Source organism: Streptomyces monticola (assembly GCF_042665355.1).
Lineage (GTDB): Bacteria > Actinomycetota > Actinomycetes > Streptomycetales > Streptomycetaceae > Streptomyces > Streptomyces monticola.
Genome location: NZ_JBHTCF010000003.1, coordinates 97100 through 112688 on the forward strand (window position 1 = coordinate 97100; position 15589 = coordinate 112688).

The 15589-nt window shown below is 71.4% G+C and carries 15 protein-coding genes; 7 read left to right on the forward strand and 8 right to left on the reverse strand.

The window, feature by feature from the left end; all coding sequences use genetic code 11:
- Position 1: 1 nt before the first annotated feature.
- Positions 2-1405, reverse strand: coding sequence for an NADP-dependent succinic semialdehyde dehydrogenase (locus tag ACFQVC_RS08830; protein ID WP_381828571.1), 1404 nt, complete (start codon positions 1403-1405; stop codon positions 2-4).
- Between the two features lie 269 nt (positions 1406-1674).
- Between ACFQVC_RS08830 and ACFQVC_RS08835 the strand changes: the two genes are divergently transcribed.
- Together ACFQVC_RS08835 and ACFQVC_RS08840 are read left to right on the forward strand one after the other, a co-directional pair.
- Complete coding sequence (locus ACFQVC_RS08835) at positions 1675-2400, forward strand: GAF domain-containing protein (RefSeq protein ID WP_381828574.1); 726 nt, start codon at positions 1675-1677, stop codon at positions 2398-2400.
- A gap of 249 nt (positions 2401-2649) precedes the next feature.
- On the forward strand, positions 2650-3426 hold the full coding sequence (locus tag ACFQVC_RS08840) for an SDR family NAD(P)-dependent oxidoreductase (protein WP_381828577.1): 777 nt from the start codon (positions 2650-2652) through the stop codon (positions 3424-3426).
- Between the two features lie 36 nt (positions 3427-3462).
- Here the strand turns inward: ACFQVC_RS08840 and ACFQVC_RS08845 are convergent, their stop codons facing one another.
- Positions 3463-4485, reverse strand: coding sequence for a GNAT family N-acetyltransferase (locus tag ACFQVC_RS08845; RefSeq protein WP_381828580.1), 1023 nt, complete (start codon positions 4483-4485; stop codon positions 3463-3465).
- 119 nt (positions 4486-4604) lie between these two features.
- Complete coding sequence (locus ACFQVC_RS08850) at positions 4605-5783, reverse strand: alanine--tRNA ligase-related protein (protein WP_381828583.1); 1179 nt, start codon at positions 5781-5783, stop codon at positions 4605-4607.
- Between the two features lie 411 nt (positions 5784-6194).
- Between ACFQVC_RS08850 and ACFQVC_RS08855 the strand changes: the two genes are divergently transcribed.
- Both ACFQVC_RS08855 and ACFQVC_RS08860 read left to right on the forward strand, forming a co-directional pair.
- A complete protein-coding gene (locus ACFQVC_RS08855; protein ID WP_381828586.1) occupies positions 6195-6914 on the forward strand; it encodes a TIGR04222 domain-containing membrane protein in 720 nt (239 codons plus the stop codon).
- Between the two features lie 49 nt (positions 6915-6963).
- Positions 6964-8463: an FG-GAP and VCBS repeat-containing protein gene (locus ACFQVC_RS08860; RefSeq protein WP_381828589.1), complete on the forward strand. Its 1500-nt coding sequence runs from the start codon at positions 6964-6966 to the stop codon at positions 8461-8463.
- An 88-nt stretch (positions 8464-8551) separates the two neighbouring features.
- Here ACFQVC_RS08860 and ACFQVC_RS08865 read toward each other — a convergent pair whose 3' ends face one another.
- Positions 8552-9178, reverse strand: coding sequence for a TetR/AcrR family transcriptional regulator (locus tag ACFQVC_RS08865; protein ID WP_381828592.1), 627 nt, complete (start codon positions 9176-9178; stop codon positions 8552-8554).
- Between the two features lie 159 nt (positions 9179-9337).
- Between ACFQVC_RS08865 and ACFQVC_RS08870 the strand changes: the two genes are divergently transcribed.
- A complete protein-coding gene (locus ACFQVC_RS08870) occupies positions 9338-10111 on the forward strand; it encodes a siderophore-interacting protein (RefSeq protein WP_381829512.1) in 774 nt (257 codons plus the stop codon).
- 100 nt (positions 10112-10211) lie between these two features.
- Positions 10212-10829: an MSMEG_1061 family FMN-dependent PPOX-type flavoprotein gene (locus tag ACFQVC_RS08875; RefSeq protein ID WP_381828595.1), complete on the forward strand. Its 618-nt coding sequence runs from the start codon at positions 10212-10214 to the stop codon at positions 10827-10829.
- A gap of 10 nt (positions 10830-10839) precedes the next feature.
- On the opposite strand, the gene ACFQVC_RS08880 is transcribed toward ACFQVC_RS08875, so the two are convergent.
- From ACFQVC_RS08880 to ACFQVC_RS08890, 3 genes are all read right to left on the reverse strand, one after another.
- Entirely contained in the window at positions 10840-11613 is a 774-nt protein-coding gene (locus ACFQVC_RS08880; RefSeq protein ID WP_381828598.1) for a cupin, read from the reverse strand.
- Positions 11614-11728: 115 nt separating this feature from the next.
- Positions 11729-12667, reverse strand: coding sequence for a DUF6807 domain-containing protein (locus tag ACFQVC_RS08885; RefSeq protein ID WP_381828601.1), 939 nt, complete (start codon positions 12665-12667; stop codon positions 11729-11731).
- Positions 12664-13827, reverse strand: coding sequence for a Gfo/Idh/MocA family protein (locus ACFQVC_RS08890; protein ID WP_381828604.1), 1164 nt, complete (start codon positions 13825-13827; stop codon positions 12664-12666). The genes ACFQVC_RS08885 and ACFQVC_RS08890 overlap by 4 nt, the downstream gene beginning before the upstream one ends.
- A 388-nt stretch (positions 13828-14215) precedes the next feature.
- Here ACFQVC_RS08890 and ACFQVC_RS08895 point away from each other — a divergent pair, with 388 nt between their 5' ends.
- Positions 14216-15358: a substrate-binding domain-containing protein gene (locus ACFQVC_RS08895; RefSeq protein ID WP_381828607.1), complete on the forward strand. Its 1143-nt coding sequence runs from the start codon at positions 14216-14218 to the stop codon at positions 15356-15358.
- 91 nt (positions 15359-15449) lie between these two features.
- On the opposite strand, the gene ACFQVC_RS08900 is transcribed toward ACFQVC_RS08895, so the two are convergent.
- Positions 15450-15587 (reverse strand): hypothetical protein, encoded by a 138-nt coding sequence (locus tag ACFQVC_RS08900; protein WP_381828610.1) that lies wholly within the window; start codon positions 15585-15587, stop codon positions 15450-15452.
- Positions 15588-15589: the final 2 nt, after the last annotated feature.

Genomic DNA, 15589 nt, shown 5'->3' on the forward strand with positions numbered 1-15589 from the left:
GTCAGCTCCCGTCGGCCGGGCCGTGCCAGATGGTCGTGGCGTTGCAGAACTCCTTGATGCCGTGGCCCGCCAGCTCCCGGCCGTAGCCGGACCGCTTGACGCCGCCGAAGGGCAGCGCGGGGTGGGAGGCCGTCATGCCGTTGAAGAAGACACCGCCCGCCTGCAGGTCGCTCACGCACCGCCGCACGTCCTCGTCGCTGCGGGTCCACACGTTCGAGCTCAGGCCGAACGATGTGTCGTTGGCGAGCGTCACGGCCTCGTCGAGGCTCTCCACGCGGTAGAGGGTGGCCACGGGGCCGAAGGTCTCCTCGCGGTGGATCCGCATGGCGTCGGTGACGTCGGCGATCACGGTCGGCTCGTAGTACCAGCCGCGCTCCAGGTCCTTGGGCCGCTGTCCGCCGCACAGTGCCGTCGCGCCCTGGCTCAGTGCGTCCTCGACGAGTTCCTCCAGGTCGCTGCGGCCCTGTTCGCTGGAGAGCGGGCCCACGTCGGTGGACTCCTCCATCGGGTCGCCGATCGTGAGCCCGCGCATGCCCGTGACGAAGCGGTCGCGGAACTCCTCGTACACGTCCGTGTGGACGATGAAGCGCTTGGCGGCGATACAGGACTGCCCGGCGTTCTGGACGCGGGCGGTCACCGCGGTCGCGGCGGCCCGCTCGATGTCGGCGCTCGGCAGGACGAGATAGGGATCGCTGCCGCCCAGTTCGAGGACGGTCTTCTTCATCTCGTCGGCCGCGATCGACGCCACGGAGCGGCCCGCGGGCTCGCTGCCGGTGAGGGTGGCCGCGGCCACCCGGCGGTCGCGCAGGAGGGACTCGACGGCGTCCGAGCCGATCAGCAGGGTCTGGAAGCAGCCCTGCGGATAGCCGGCCCGGCGGAAGAGGTCCTCCAGGTACAGGGCGGTCTGCGGCACGTTGGAGGCGTGCTTCAGGAGGGCGGTGTTGCCCGCCATCAGGGCGGGGGCGGCGAAGCGGACCACCTGCCAGAGCGGGAAGTTCCAGGGCATCACCGCGAGGACCGGGCCGAGGGGGCGGTAGCGGACGTACGCCCGGGAGGCGCCGGCGTCCTCGATGTCGGCGGCGTCGGGGGACTCGTCGGCGAGCAGGGCCTCGGCGTGCTTCGCGTACCACCGCATCGTCTTGGCGCACTTCGCCGCCTCCGCGCGGGCGGCCTTGACGGGCTTGCCCATCTCGGTGGTCATGGTGCGGGCGATGTCCGGCGTGTCCTCGTCGAGGAGGTCCGCGGCGCGGTTCAGGAGCCGGCTCCGCTCGGCGTAGGACGTGCTGCGGTACGTCTGGAACGCGGCGTCGGCCGCCGCCACGCACCGCTCGACGTCCGCGGCTCCCAGCGCATCGAATGTCCGCAGCCTCTCGCCTGTGGCCGGGTTGACCGTCGCGATGGGCATGGCTTCCTCCTCGGGTCCTGTGCTTCGACCCTGACGCGCTCCTGAGGGGCCCGCAAGGCGGGCGGCGCGGGACGCCACGACGTGGCCAGGGCCGGGACACCGGAACGCGTCTCCCCCTGCTCGCGGACCAAACATCACCGGCCCGCGGGCCTGACATCACCCGCCCACGCACCGGACATCACCGACCTCGCGCGGCCCGGTTTGCCTGGACAGCGGCGGGATACACGGCTTGTGCCCGGAGCACGAGCCGAGAGGAGGGTCCACTCCTCATGGTGGATGGATTCACCGCCGCACAGACGGTCCTCGAGGCTGCCGAGGGTGATCCGGCCGAGCTGCCGCAGCGGCTGTGCCGGGCCATGTGCGAGGCGCTGTCCGTGGACGGGGCCTCGCTCTCCCTCTTCACGCAGACCTCGCACCGTCAGCTGCTGTGCGCCACCGACGCGTCGGCCCTGAAGCTGGAAGAGCTGCAGTTCGGCCTCGGCGAAGGTCCGTGTGTCACTGCGGCGGAGACCAACTCCCCCGTGATCGTCGGTGATATGAGCCGGGATCTGTCCCGCTGGCCGCTGTTCGGCATCAGCGCTCGTGAGCAGCTGCCGGAGGTCGGCGCGGTCTACGCGTTCCCGCTGCAGTTCGGCACGCGTCGCGCCGTCGGCTCCACCGATCTGCTGCTTCTTGAGCCGCTGGAACCGGACGAGGAGACCGTTCAGCAGGGGCTCGCGGCCGCGCGTGCCGCGGGAATGGCACTCCTGCACGTCTACCAGGCCACGCAGTCCCACGGTGAGCTGCCGCCCTGGGAGCCCGCCGACATCCTCGACACCCACTGGGGCGCGACCCACCAGGCCGTGGGCATGCTCGCCGAGCACTTGGAGATCACCATCGAGGAGGCCCTGGCCCGGATGCGGGCCCGCGCCTTCGTCCTGGGGCGGCCCCTGCCCGAGGTGGCCGTCGACGTCCGTGCCCACCTGTCCGCCTGGGAGGACGACGACGCGCCTTAGCGAGGGTCCGCCCTATTGCGGAGGGCCCGACTTGTTGCCGAGGGCCCGCCCTGTCGCGGAGGGGCCGCCCTGTCGCGGAGGGGCCGCCCTGTCGCGGAGGGGCTGGCCTGTCGCGGAGGGGCTGGCCTGTCGCGGAGGGGCTGGCCTGTTGCCGAGCGTCCGGCCTGTGAGCGTGGGCGGCGTCTGCGTCGTACGTCTTCTTCAGCATTGCCCGGCGCCACTTCTCGTACGACCACTACGTTCGGTGCGATGAGACGCTTCGAAGGACATGCGGTACTGATCACCGGGGCGGCCCGCGGCATCGGCGCGGCCACCGCCCGCCGGCTGGCGCAGGAGGGCGCGCGGGTCCTGCTCACCGATGTGGACGGCCCGGCGGCCGAACGGACGGCGGCCGAGCTGCGCGACGGGGGCGCGGAAGCCGAGGGCCTGGTGTGCGACGTGGCTTCCCGCGCGGCGGTGGAGGCGGCCGTCGCCTACGCCGTGGAGCGTTTCGGCTGTCTCGACGTGCTCGTGAACAACGCCTTCTCCTGCACGCCCGACACCCCGCTCTTCGAGGACGAGCCGGACGAGGTCTGGGAGCACGACCTCGACATCACCCTCAACGGCGCCTTCCGGTGCGCCCGCGCCGCACTTCCGCATCTGGCCGCTTCGGGCCGCGGCGCCATCGTGAGCGTCGGCTCGGTCAACGGCGAGATGTCCTTCAGCAACCATGCCTACAGCGCGGCCAAGGCGGGCCTCGCCTCGCTCACCCGCACGCTCGCCGACCACGCCGCACCCCGTGGTGTCCGCGTCAATCTCGTCGCCCCCGGCACCGTCCGCACCGGCGCCTGGGCCGGGCGCGAGGACCAACTCGCCGCCGTGAGTGCCCTGTATCCGCTGGGGCGGGTCGGTGAGCCCGAGGACATCGCCGCAGCGGTGGCCTTCCTCGCGTCACGGGACGCGGCGTGGATCACGGGCACGACGCTGCGGGTGGACGGCGGGCTGCTCAGTGTGAACAAGGCGTTCCAGGGGCCGGCGAAGGACTGAGGACCGGCGCCGTCCCCCCATCCCCCGCCCTCGCCGTCACACGGGGCGGGTCAACTCCCAGGTGCTGACCGCGTAGTCGAGGGTCAGGCCGTGGCGTTCGTACAGGGCGAGCGCGCCGCTGCTGTTGTCGGTGTCCACGCCGAGACCGATCCGGTGGCGGCCGAGCGCCGCGTGGTGCCCGAAGGCGTGCCGCAGCAGATAGCTGCCGAGGCCGCGGCCCCGGGCCTCGCGCAGCACGCCGATGTTGCTGATCCAGGCCATGGAGGGGCGGTCGTTGTGCGTCCGCAGGACGGCGGCGTCACCGAGTCCGGCCACGGCGGCGATCCAGATCAGTGTCCAGTCGACACGGTCGCCGTCGATGTCGTGCAGCCACTGCTCGTAGGTGCGCGCCTGGAAGTCGAAGTGGTCGGCGAAGGACTCCTGGAGCAGGGCGTGGGCGCGGCGGCGGTCCGGTTCTTCCAGGCAGGTGCGCAGCCGTACACCGGCCGGGGGCGGCGGCAACGGGTCGTCGGCAGGCGCTATATGACGGTCCATCACGTTGTAGCGGCGGACCGGGTGCCAGCCGCGGGCGCGCAGCACGTCCAGGTCCACGGTGGGTGCGGCGTTGAGGTGCAGATGGATGACGGCCCGCGCCGCGCCGTTGGCGGCCGCCCGCTCCCCCGCCCGTGCCTCCATCAGGTCGAACAAGTAGCGGACGCCTTGAGTGTGTCCGGGCAGCGTGTAGTGGTCCATGTCGATGCGCTCGCCGCCCGAGTCGTCCCACACCAGGCCGTACGCGATCAGCCGGCCGCCGTCGTACAGAAGCCAGGAGTCGCGCTCCAGGTCGACCTCGGGATGCTTCAAGTCACCCTGGATCTCGGCCGGTTCGGTGTCGGCGCGCCCGGTTTCCAGCAGATCGACCTCGTTGATCAGCGCACACACCGCCTGCGCGTCGCCGAACACCGCCGGGCGCACGGTGAGTCCGGGCGGCGGCGCGCTGCCCGGTGACGGCGTGCTCGGTGGCGGGCCCGAGGGTGGCGGGCCCGGTGGCGGGGTGCCCGGGGTGCTCGGCGCGGTCATGGGTCCACTGTCCGGGCCCTGGCACCCGCTCGCAACGGAGTATTACGAGCGGGCCCCGGCCCTGCTACTGGCGGATCATGGCCCACGACCACTGGCGGCAGACGGCCCGCGCCCGGCACCTACCGCGGGCGCTCATCGAGCAGTCCCGCCACGAGCTCACGCGGCAGACCGTGGGTGTCGTGCAGATAGGCGTACTCGTCCTCGCTCAGCGGACCGTGCCCCTGCCGCCGGGACAGCACGCGCCGCCCCCGGTCGAGGAGTTGGGAGAAACGCCGCTCCTCTTGGAGGAGTACGTCACGCACGGTGCCGGTCTCACCTGGCTGGCGGAAGTGGTCCAGGGTGTGCGTGATGAGCTCGTCGGGGAAGTCGCCCAGGGTGCGCGTGGGGTCGTCGCGCCACAGGGTGGTGAGCAGTCGGCGCAGGAGCCGGCGCAGGACGTAGCCCCTGCGGGTGTTGGAGGGGCGGATGCCGTCGCCGGTGACGACCACGGCGGACCTCAGGTGGTCGCAGACAAGGCGCAGCGAGGGCTCGTCGAGGGGCCCCCACAGATGCGGGATGTGCCGGAGCCACGGCTCGAACAGGTCGGTGCCGTAGACCGATTCGCGGTGCTGCAGGACGGTGACGAGCCGTTCCAGTCCCATGCCGGTGTCGACGCTCGGCCGGTCCAGGGTTTCGAGGGAGCCGTCCTCGTGGCGGAGGTAGCGCATGCTGACGTGGTTCCACACCTCGACCCACCCCGGGTCGGTGGTCGGGGTGCCTCGCGGGGTGCCGTCCCTGGTCCATACGAAGATCTCGGAGTCGGGGCCGCACGGTCCTGTCGGTCCGTTGGACCACCAGTTGTCCTCCTGGGTGCACTCCACGGGCAGGCCCGACTCCCGCCATGTGTCCAGGGATTCGGTGTCGGGGCCGACCTGGCCGTCCCCGCCGAAGACGGTGACGTACAGCTTCCGCTGCGGGATGCCGAAGCCGTCACGGAGCAGTTCGTATCCCCAGCGAAGGCTCTGCTGGTGGCCGTAGTCGCCGAGGGACCAGGAGCCGAGCATCTCGAAGACGGTCAGATGACTGGAATCGCCGACCTCGTCGAGATCGGTGGTGCGCAGACAGCGCTGCACGTTGACGAGGCGGCGGCCGAGCGGATGAGTCCGGCCCTCCAAGTAGGGCGTGAGCGGGTGCATCCCTGAGGTCGTGAACAGCACCGGATCGTGCGGCGGCAGCAGCAGCGAAGTACCGGTGAGCGGACGGTGTCCGCGCTCACGGAAGAACTCCGTGAAGGTACGCATCGTCTGCTCGGTGCTCATGAAGGGGGTGGTGTGCGAGTTCGTGAGGGAATTCACGGCGGTGGCCTTTCGGGTTCGGTCGCATGGGGACCGGAAAGCACCGCCGGCGCAGAGGGGGGTACGAAGAATTCGTATGGCGCAGGCACCGGCGATCCGTTTCCGGTCGCCGGCGGGAGGGATGAGGTCAGGCGGCAGCGGCAACCGGGGAGCTGGTCGCTCGCGCGGCTGCGGTGCTCGGATGCGTCATGACCTTCATGTCGTCCACGCTAACAGCCGCCGCGGCGCAGGCCCACCGAATTTCGTGGGGCACATTCCACTTGCCGCCGAAGCTCAATTCTTCCTCTGAAAGAAGCCTGCGACGGTTCACGATCACGTACGCGGCCGAAACTTCCCCTACAGGTACCGGGGATACCGAAGGCGGGGGGATTTCTCATGCGGGACATTCTTGGGCGCTCCCTTTACGACGCTGCCTATCTGGCAGGCGGGCCGCAGCGCGTGGCCGAGGCCGCGCTGATCGCCCTGCACGAGCGCGCCGTCATCACCGTCCGGGTGTCGCGGGTGTCGCGGGTGTCCCCGGTGTCCCCGGTTCGGGCCGACAACCGGGCCGGGCACCCCGTCGAGCACGCGCTCAACGAGCTGTGTCCGCGAAGCAGGCATGTGACCGCGGTGATCGCCGAACTGGTCGTCCGTCCCGAGGTCGAGGAGATCGGGGACCGGCTCTTCACCGACGGGCTGCTCGTCCGTTCCCGGGCACGCTTCCCGGCTACGTCTTCGACGGCCCTCCCGCTCTCCCCGACGGTTCCCTGCGCCGCAATGTCACGGACGCCGTCCCCGCCCAGGCCCGGCTCGGCCGCAGCCTGGAACGGATGGGCAAGGCACTCGACGAGCACTACGCCGACTCAGGCTGCGACATCGCCTCCGGAGGCGGAAACGGTCACGGCTGCGGCAGTTGCGGAGGGGGCGGCGGCGACTGACCCGGGGTATGGACGCACCCGGGTCAGGCATCCACGCGGCGCACACCAAGTGCACCGCAGATGCACCTCTAAGGCACCGCAGGCACAAGAAATCTTCACGGCACATACAACCCTGCCGCAGCCCTGTGGGTCTCCTGTTCGCCGACCGCCCCATGACGCCCGGGACAACTCCGGGTGAACACGGGCAACTCGCAGCCCAGTGACCGCCTGCCGCAGGAGACCTCAGCATGGCCAAGCACAAGCGCGTTCCCGCTCCGTCCCCCAGACGTATCCGCCTCGCGGGTGCCACAGCGGCCGTGGCCGCGCTGACCGGCGGGCTGTTCGTCTCGGCCGCCTCGACGGCGACGGCCGCCGACTCCGTCCATCACAGCGACGCCGACTTCAACAACGACGGCATGGGCGATGTCGCCTACTCCGCGGGCAACGCCACCGTCGCGGGCAAGACGGGCGCCGGGCAGATCGTCGCGCTGTACGGCTCGGCGAGCGGGGCCGACTCCGCCCACCGCAAGACGGTCAGCCAGGAGAGCGCCGGGATACCCGGGTCGGCCGAGACCAACGACGCCTTCGGCTGGGTGAGCGCGTACGGCGACTTCAACGGGGACGGCTTCGACGACCTGGCGGTCTCGGCCCAGCTCGAGGACGTGTCCGGCGACAAGGACGGCGGCGCCGTCACCCTCATGTGGGGTTCGGCGAACGGACTGCGGGGCGGCACCACCCTGAAGGACCCGGCCGCCTCCTCGCACGACAAGTGGGGCCGCGCGCTGGCCGCCGGTGACTTCGACGGGGACGGAACGGAGGATCTCGCCGTCGGCTCCACGTCCAGCAGGATCCATGTCTTCAAGGACGGCATCTCCACCTCCGGCACCGCGGGCGGCCGCTACACCATCACACCCGACATCCAGTCCGGCGACCCCACGGGCCCCCTCAATCTCACCGCGGGCGACGTCAACGGCGACAAGCGCACGGACCTCGTCGTGGACGGCTACGAGACCGACAGCGAATACGGCTGGAACACCAACTACTACGTGCCCGGCACGGACAACGGCCTCGCTGTCTCCGGCGCGCAGGAGCTCAAGCGCGGCGTCATCACCGGGATCGGCGACATCAACGGCGACGGCTACGGCGACATCGTGACCGGCCAGAACTGGGACCCGACGACAGACGGCTCGCCGTCCATCCCCGAGGCGGGCACCGGCGGCAAGATCCATGTCATCTACGGCTCGGCGGCAGGGCCCGCCGCCGCGACCGCCATCGACCAGAACTCCCCGGGCGTCCCCGGCAGCTCCGAGCGCGGCGACTGGTTCGGAGGCGAGCTGTCTCTCGGCGACATCAACGGCGACGGCAGGACGGACATCGTGGTCGGCAGCGAGGGCGAGAACCTGGCGGGTGTCACCAACACCGGCTCGGTGAGCGTCCTTTACGGCTCCGAGAGCGGCGTGGCGACCACCGGCGCCCAGTTCTTCGCCCAGTCGACGCCCGGCGTGCCCGGCTCGGACGAGAAGGACGACTACTTCGGCGCGGAGATGAAGCTCACCGACCTCACCGGTGACGGCAGGGCGGACCTCACCGTCGGCGCCATCGGTGAGAACGGCTTCAACGGCGCGCTCACCTATCTGCCTTCGGACGGTACGCGGATCACGACGGCCGGCGCGCGTTCCCTGTCGACGACGGCGGTGGGCGTATCGACGTCCGGCCAGCCGGTGTTCGGCGGCAACGCGGCGAACTGACCACCGGGCCCCGGGCGACCGCCGCCCGGGGCCCGCGGTCAGGCGGGACCCGCGGTCAGAGGGGGCCCGCGGTCAGAAAGGCCCGCGGTCAGAGGGGGCCCGCGGTCAGATAGCGCGTCAGCATCGTGACCAGCTCGTCCTCGAAGCTCGGCAGATCGACCGGGTCGGGGGCGGCGATGAGGCCGTGCACGAGGAATTCGATCGAGCTGACGACGATACGGGCGGCCGTGCGGGGATCGCCGACGTGGATGCCTGGGTGCTGCTCGATCAGTTCCTGCACGAAGGCCACGCTCACCTCCTCGTACTCACGGATCATCTCCAGGAGGCGGGGAGTTCGCGGCGCCTGCTCCAGGAGTACCCGCAGCAGCTCCGGGTGGTCCCGGTGGTTGTCGATGGCGGCGCGTACGAACAGGCGCATGATGTCCCCCACCGCGGAGGGGAGTTCACCGGCCCGGTGGCGTTCGGTGACGGAGATCCCGGCGCTGAGGTGCGCGGTCACCAGCTCGACGAGGATGGCGTCCTTGTTCGGGTAGTACTGGTACAGCGACCCGATGGACACTCCCGCGCGCTCGGCGATCCGGTTGGTGGTGCCGGCGGCGTAACCGTGGTCCGCGAAAACGTGAGCAGCCGCGGTGAGGATGCGCTGCCGGGTGAGTTCGGCGCGGACCTGTTTCGGCTGCTTACGGGGGTGCAGCGGCGGTCTCGACGAGGTCATCGCGGCTCCTGGTGCGAGGCGGCAAAAGCGAGTACCGCTCGAAGCGAGTAATTGCTCATAATTGTGCCGTGACCTGGGCTGATGAGCCAGCCCCCGGCCTACAACGAGCGGAAGGGCATCGTCGTGCTGCCCAAAGTGAAGCTGCCGGAATCCCGGCGAATGATCACCCTGGAAGTGCGGGCCACCACGCCCCTCAGCCCGCACTTCACCCGTATCACCCTGGGCGGCCCCGACCTCGCTCTGCTGGAGCATTCCGGCAACGACCAGGGCGTACGGCTGTTCTTCCCGCGCGAGGGCCAGGAGACCTTGCGGATGCCCAGCGTCTCCAACAACGCCTGGATGGCGGAGCTGTTGCTGCTGCCGAAGTCGCGCAGGCCATGGGTGCGCAACTACACCGTCCGCCGCCTTCGGCCCCAACAGTGCGAGCTGGACATCGAGTTCGCGCTGCACGGCGCGGCGGGCCCGGCCTCGGCCTGGGCGGCCCGCGCCAAGCCGGGCGATCCGGCCGGGATCTTCGACCTGGGCACCATGTATCTGCCGCCGCCGCACGCCACCTGGCAGCTGCTCGTCGGTGAGGAGAGCGCCGTTCCCGCGATCCTGTCCATCCTCGACGACGCCCCCGACTCCCTCGTCGCGGAGGTCTTCCTCGAAGTGCCGGAGACCGCCGACATCCGCGAGGACGTCAACTGCCCGGAGGGCGTGCGGATTCACTGGCTGGCCCGCGACGGGGACGGGTCGGTACCGGGCACCCGCGCCCTGGCGGCTGTGAAGGCGGCGGATCTGCCCACCGGCCGGCCCTTCTACACCTGGGCGGCGGGAGAGGCCGCGCTCCCCACCGGGATACGCCGACACCTGGTGCGCGAACACCAGGTGCCGAAGTCGGACATCGCCTTCATCGGCTACTGGCGCCACGGCCGGCCGAGCCCCGGCTGAGGGCAGGGCCCGGCCGGGGACAAGGTCCGGCTGAGGACAACGCCCGGCCGACGACAAGGCCCGGCCGTGGACAGCGAGACACACGAACCGAGGAACCCCTGTGACGAGAGAAATACGCAGCGAGGCAGAGCTACGGGAGATCGTCCGCGCCCCCATGCGCGTCGTCGCCGAGAAGGACATCGACCGTATCGACCCGGAGTCCAGGCGCTTCATCGAGGCCAGCCCGTTCTTCCTCCTGGCCACCTCCGCGGCCGACGGCACCTGCGATGTGTCGCCGCGCGGCGATCCCCCGGGCAGCGTCCTCGTCCTTGACGAGCAGACCCTCGTCTTCGGCGACCGCAAGGGCAACCGGCGGCTCGACGCGTTCCGCAACATCCTCCAACGGCCCCGGGTGGGAATGCTGTTCGTCGTGCCGGGCTACGGCGACACGGTGCGCGTCAACGGCAGCGCACGGATCGTCACCGAAGCCCCCTACCTGCCCCGGCTCGCGCAGCAGGACGTGGTCCCCCAACTCGCCGTCGAGGTAAGGGTGGAGGAACTCTTCTCGCACTGCTCGCGGGCCTTCTCCCGGTCGAGGCTGTGGGAGCCCGACTCGTGGCCGGACCGGGACACGGTCCCCACGGCCGGACAGCTCGCCCGCAGCCAGAGCGGCAGCAGGATCCCGGCACGCCTCATCGACGCGGCGCTGCGCAGGACGCTGCGCGACAACAACTACTGACACGGCGCCCCTATTTGGAGCTCCCGAGGGGGACCGTCGCGCCCGGGATCTCGTACTCCTCGCGACGCCCGCACATGCCGTAGCCGCCGTGCCGGGTCGGGGCCGCGGTCTCGACCCGGGCCCCGGCCAGATGCCCGGCGTCGCCCGCCGCGAGCGCCGTCAGCTGCGCCCCGGTGCGGCGGGCCGTGGCGAGGGCGCCCGCCTCCCAAAGGGCCTGCCACTGCGCGACCTTGGGCCCGACGAGGCGGGCGGCTGCGCGGTGGAAGGCGTGCAGCGGCTGCGGGTCGCCCTTCTCCAGGGCCTCGCGCAGCTCCATGTATCCCTCCACCGCGAGGTCACGGCGGCGCCGCGCGGCCGCTTCGGCGGCAGGTCCCTCTTTCGCGGGCAGGGTGGCCGCCGCGGCGTACCGTCCCGGGTCCTCGAGGACCCGCGCAGGGAAGGTGAACACCGCGTCGCCGGCCTCGGGCAGGCCGCTGTTCTGCATCAGGACGGTGATCCGCAGGCCGCCGCGCTGGATCATGCGGTGCACGGTGCCGGGCGTGAACCAGGCCACCGAGCCCGCCTCCAGGTCCGTCTCGCGGAAGCCGTCAGGGGTCAGGGTCTGCACGGCGCCGCGGCCGGCCGTGACGACATACGCCTCCGTACAGACCAGGTGGATGTGCGGGCTGCCGCCGCACACGCCGTCGGCCGCCTCCCATTCGTAGGCGCTGATGTGGGACAGGCCGACCGCGCCGGGCAGCGGGGTGGGCAGGCTTTCCTGTGCCGGCGTCCATTCGTCCGTCATCGGCCCCTCCTCCGTCGCCGGCCCCTCACCCGTCGCCGGCCCCTCACCCGTCGTCGATCCCTCACCCGTCATCGGCCCCTCACCCGTCATCGGCCGCTCCTGTGGCATCCGCGGCTCACCACCCGTGCGACTTGAGGTACGTCTCGACACGGTCGCGGTCCCAGGCTCCGTCGGCGACCGTGATCCGGTAGCGGTACGCGAAGCTCTCCCCCGGCGCGAGCGCGAACTCCTCGAAGAAGGCCCAGGAGAACGCCACGGTCGGGATGGGTTCGGAGCGCACGAACCAGTGCGAGTCATGGATGGCGCCGGAGTTCTCGGGCGCGTGCGCGAACAGCAGGGTGCTGTGCGCGTCGATGTCGTCGTGCTCGGCGGTGAACGCCAGCCAGGGCGCCTGGGTGCCCATCAGCTGCGCCGCGCCCGCCTCGGCCGTACCGCCGCGCCCGTCGGGCCCGAACACATCGCCGCCGGTGAAGTCGCGCGGCCCGCGCCACTGGAGCCCCGTATAGCCGGCCATCTCACGGCCCGCAGTGGTGGGCGAGCCGAAGTGCAGTGGCTGATCACGGGTGTTGGTCAGCTCGATGGACCAGTCGAGCGCCCAGGAGCCCTCCTCCGGGTCCACCGAGTGCACCTCGACGGTGCGCAGCTCGCGGGCCCATTCGGCGCCGCCGTTCTCCAGCCAGGTCAGCCGCTCGGCGAAGCGCAGCCGGTCCGCGGCGGTGTCGATGGTGTCGAAGCCGTCGTGGCGCATCGACCCGACCCGCTCGGGCACCTTCCGGTAACCCTGCTCGGGGCCGAGGTAGCAGTTGCCGCCCCAGAAGTTCTGGCCCGAGAGATGACTGGCCGTCATCTGCAGGCCCTTGTGCCAGCGGTGGTCGTTCGGCCGGTAGCCGGAGACGAGGTGGCCGGAGAGGGTGCGCAGCGGGTGGACGTACGGCTTGCGCGCCTCGAAGGCCTCCGGGTCGGGCCGGTAGACATAGCTCATCAGCTGCACGCCGCCCGCTTCCACCGCGATCCGCTCGCCGTGGGTGTGCGTGACGGTGAGGGGCGCGCTCATCGGCTCTCCTTGGTGAGGGTGCGGGGTGCCCAGTCGGGGTGGTCGCCGTGCATCGCGGTGTAGTAGGGGTCGCCGGGCCCGATCTCACCCGCGCGTACGGGCAGCCCGGTGAAGGCGGACTTGTACATCGCGGCGATCAACTCCAGGGTGCGGCGGGCGTCCTGGCCGCTGCCCGGCGGACGTACGCCCTCGCGCATCGCGGCGATGAGACCGGTGAGCTGGGCCGCGTGCGAGCTGGGCAGATCGGCTGCCGGGGTGCGCCACGCGCGCGTGCGGGCGTCGTCGGCAGCGGTGTGCGGGGCCGGGGTGTAGATCCAGTCGTCGTTGGTGTGGCCGTAGAGGTGGGTCAGCTCGACGGTGGCGTCGGCGCAGTCGATCCGGATACGGCTCACTTCGTCGGGCGAGACGACGCTGTTGACGACGGTGGCGAGGGTGCCGCCCGCGAACCGGACGAGCGCGGTGGACACGTCCTCGCTCTCGACGTCGTGCACCAGGCGCCCGGCCATGGCCCTGATCTCGCTCCAGTCGCCGAGCAGATGCAGCAGCAGGTCCATCTGGTGGATGCCGTGTCCCATGGCGGGACCGCCGCCCTCGGTGGCCCACTTGCCGCGCCACGGCACGGCGTAATAGGTGCTGTCGCGGTACCAGGTGGTCTGGCAGTGCGCGACCAGCGGGGCGCCGAGTTCCTCGGTGAGCATCCGGCGGGCGTGCACGGCGCCGGAGCCGTAGCGGTGCTGGAAGACGACGGCGGCGTACGGGCCCCGGTCGCCGTCACCCCCGGCGCCGTCGCCTCCGGCGCCCTCAGCGGCGGCGATCTCGTCGAACTCGGCGAGCGAGAGGCACAGCGGCTTCTCGCACAGCACCCAGGCGCCGGCCTCCAGGGCGGCCACGGTCTGGCTGCGGTGCAGGGCGGGCGGGGTGCCGATGAGGACCAGGTCGGGGCGCTCCGTCGTGAGCATGGCGTCGAGGTCCCGGTACCCGGTGACGTCCTCGCCGGCCTCGGCGCGGAAGGCGTCGAGCCGCTGCTCGTCCACGTCGACGGCGGCGACGAGTTCGATGTCGTCCGCGTGCGCTCTCAGGGCGGGCAGATGGCTCCCGGTGACGATGGCACCCGTGCCGACGACGGCGGCACGCAGGCGGGGCGGGGGCGCTGAGGGCATGAGGGTCGCTCCTTGGCCTCTGTGCGATGGGGAACGCGGTACGTGGGACGCGTTGCGTGGCACGCGCTGCGTGGAAGGCAGACGTAGAAAGCGCTTTCCCGAACGACCTTAGGCGGGAGCGGAAGGCTGGACAAGACCACGGGGGAAGGGAGTTGATCTCTTCGGCAGTGGCAAGTGGCCAGCGGCAAATGGCCAGTGGCCGGGCGGCTCGGGGAAGTCCGGTGCGGCTCGTCGTGCCCCTCAAGCCGCCCTGGAACCCGGTCCTGCTTGAGCAATTGGGCTGACCCCCGTTCCACCCCTGGCTAAGCTGCGGCCGAACCGTTCATACGAAGCGGTCAAACGCACACCGTGGGCAGTGCGGGGCGGGACCAAGTGAGGGGGCGGCAGCGTGCGGGAGCCCGGTGAGCTCAGGCGGCAGCGGATTCTGGCGGCGGTGCAGACGCGGGGTGAGGTCCGGCTGTCCGATCTCTCCGCCGAACTGGATGTCTCGGCGGTCACGATGCGCCGCGACGTCGAACAGCTCACGCTGGACGGCAAGGTGCGGCGCGGCCACGGCGTGGTCCGCCCGGTCGACCAGGTCCGGGAACGGGCCGTGCCCGACGGCACGGCCACGGACGGCGATCCGGTCGCCCTGGTCGTACCGGAGCGGCACACCTATCTCTACGACACGCTGCACGGGGCGCGCATCGCGCTCGAAGAGGCCGGGATGCGGGTCGCGCTGCATATCGCACCGCAGGTGAAGGGGGCCGAACTGCCGTTGGTGGAGCGGGCGTTGGCGGCCGGCGCGCGTGGCCTGATCATCGCCCCCCGGTGGCGTACGGCGGCGACCGAGGAGGCGGACTACGACTGGCTGGCGCGGCTCGATGTGCCGACCGTCCTGATGGAGCGGCGGCCGCGGCGCGGCGGCGCGCTGCACGCGGTGGACTCGGTGTGCACCGACCACTGGTACGGCACGCATCTGGCGGTGGAGCACCTGGTGTCGCTCGGGCACCGGCGGATCGTGCTCGCGGCCCGGGACGACAGCCCCACGGGGCGCACGATCCGGGCGGCGTTCGCCGAGATCGCGGCCGCACGGGCGGAGGTCGAGGACTGGACCGTGGCGCTCAGCGCGCACGGGGCACCGGGCGGCGCGCCACTCGACCTCGCGGCGCTGCTGCGCGAACGCAGGGCCACCGGCGCGGTCCTGCACGCGGACGTGGACGCGCTGATGATGGTGCAGGAGCTGCGGCAGGGCGGGGTGCGCGTGCCGCAGGACTGCTCGGTGGTGGCGTACGACGATGTGCTCGCCGCCCTGGGCAGCCCGCCGCTGACCGCCGTGGCCCCGCCGCGGGCCGAAATAGGCCGGGCTGCCGCCGAGTTGCTGCTGCGGCGTCTGACGGCGTCCGCGTCGCGCCATGCTGCGGAGCCGGCGCCGGTGCGGCGGGTCGAGCTGCTTCCCTGCCTGAAGGTGCGGGGCTCGGCCCGACCCTTGAAGCCCGCCTCACCCGAGGCCGCCCCGGCCGCATCGCCCGCGCCGCCGGAGGAGCCCTGACCCCTCACTCCGCCCGCCCCGCCAACTCCCTCACAGTCATGAGCGTTTGAACGTTTCACTTTCTTCTGATCGGTCTATTGACCCGGACCGGTCAGCCGATCAGGATTCCCCGTGTCTCGGCCAGAGCCCCGGGAGGCTTCCATGCCTGATCGACGTCGAAGCAGCCGTCGAAGCAGCCGTCAACGCAGCAGTCGCAGCAGTCGAAGCGGTCGTTCAGTCGACCGTTCACGC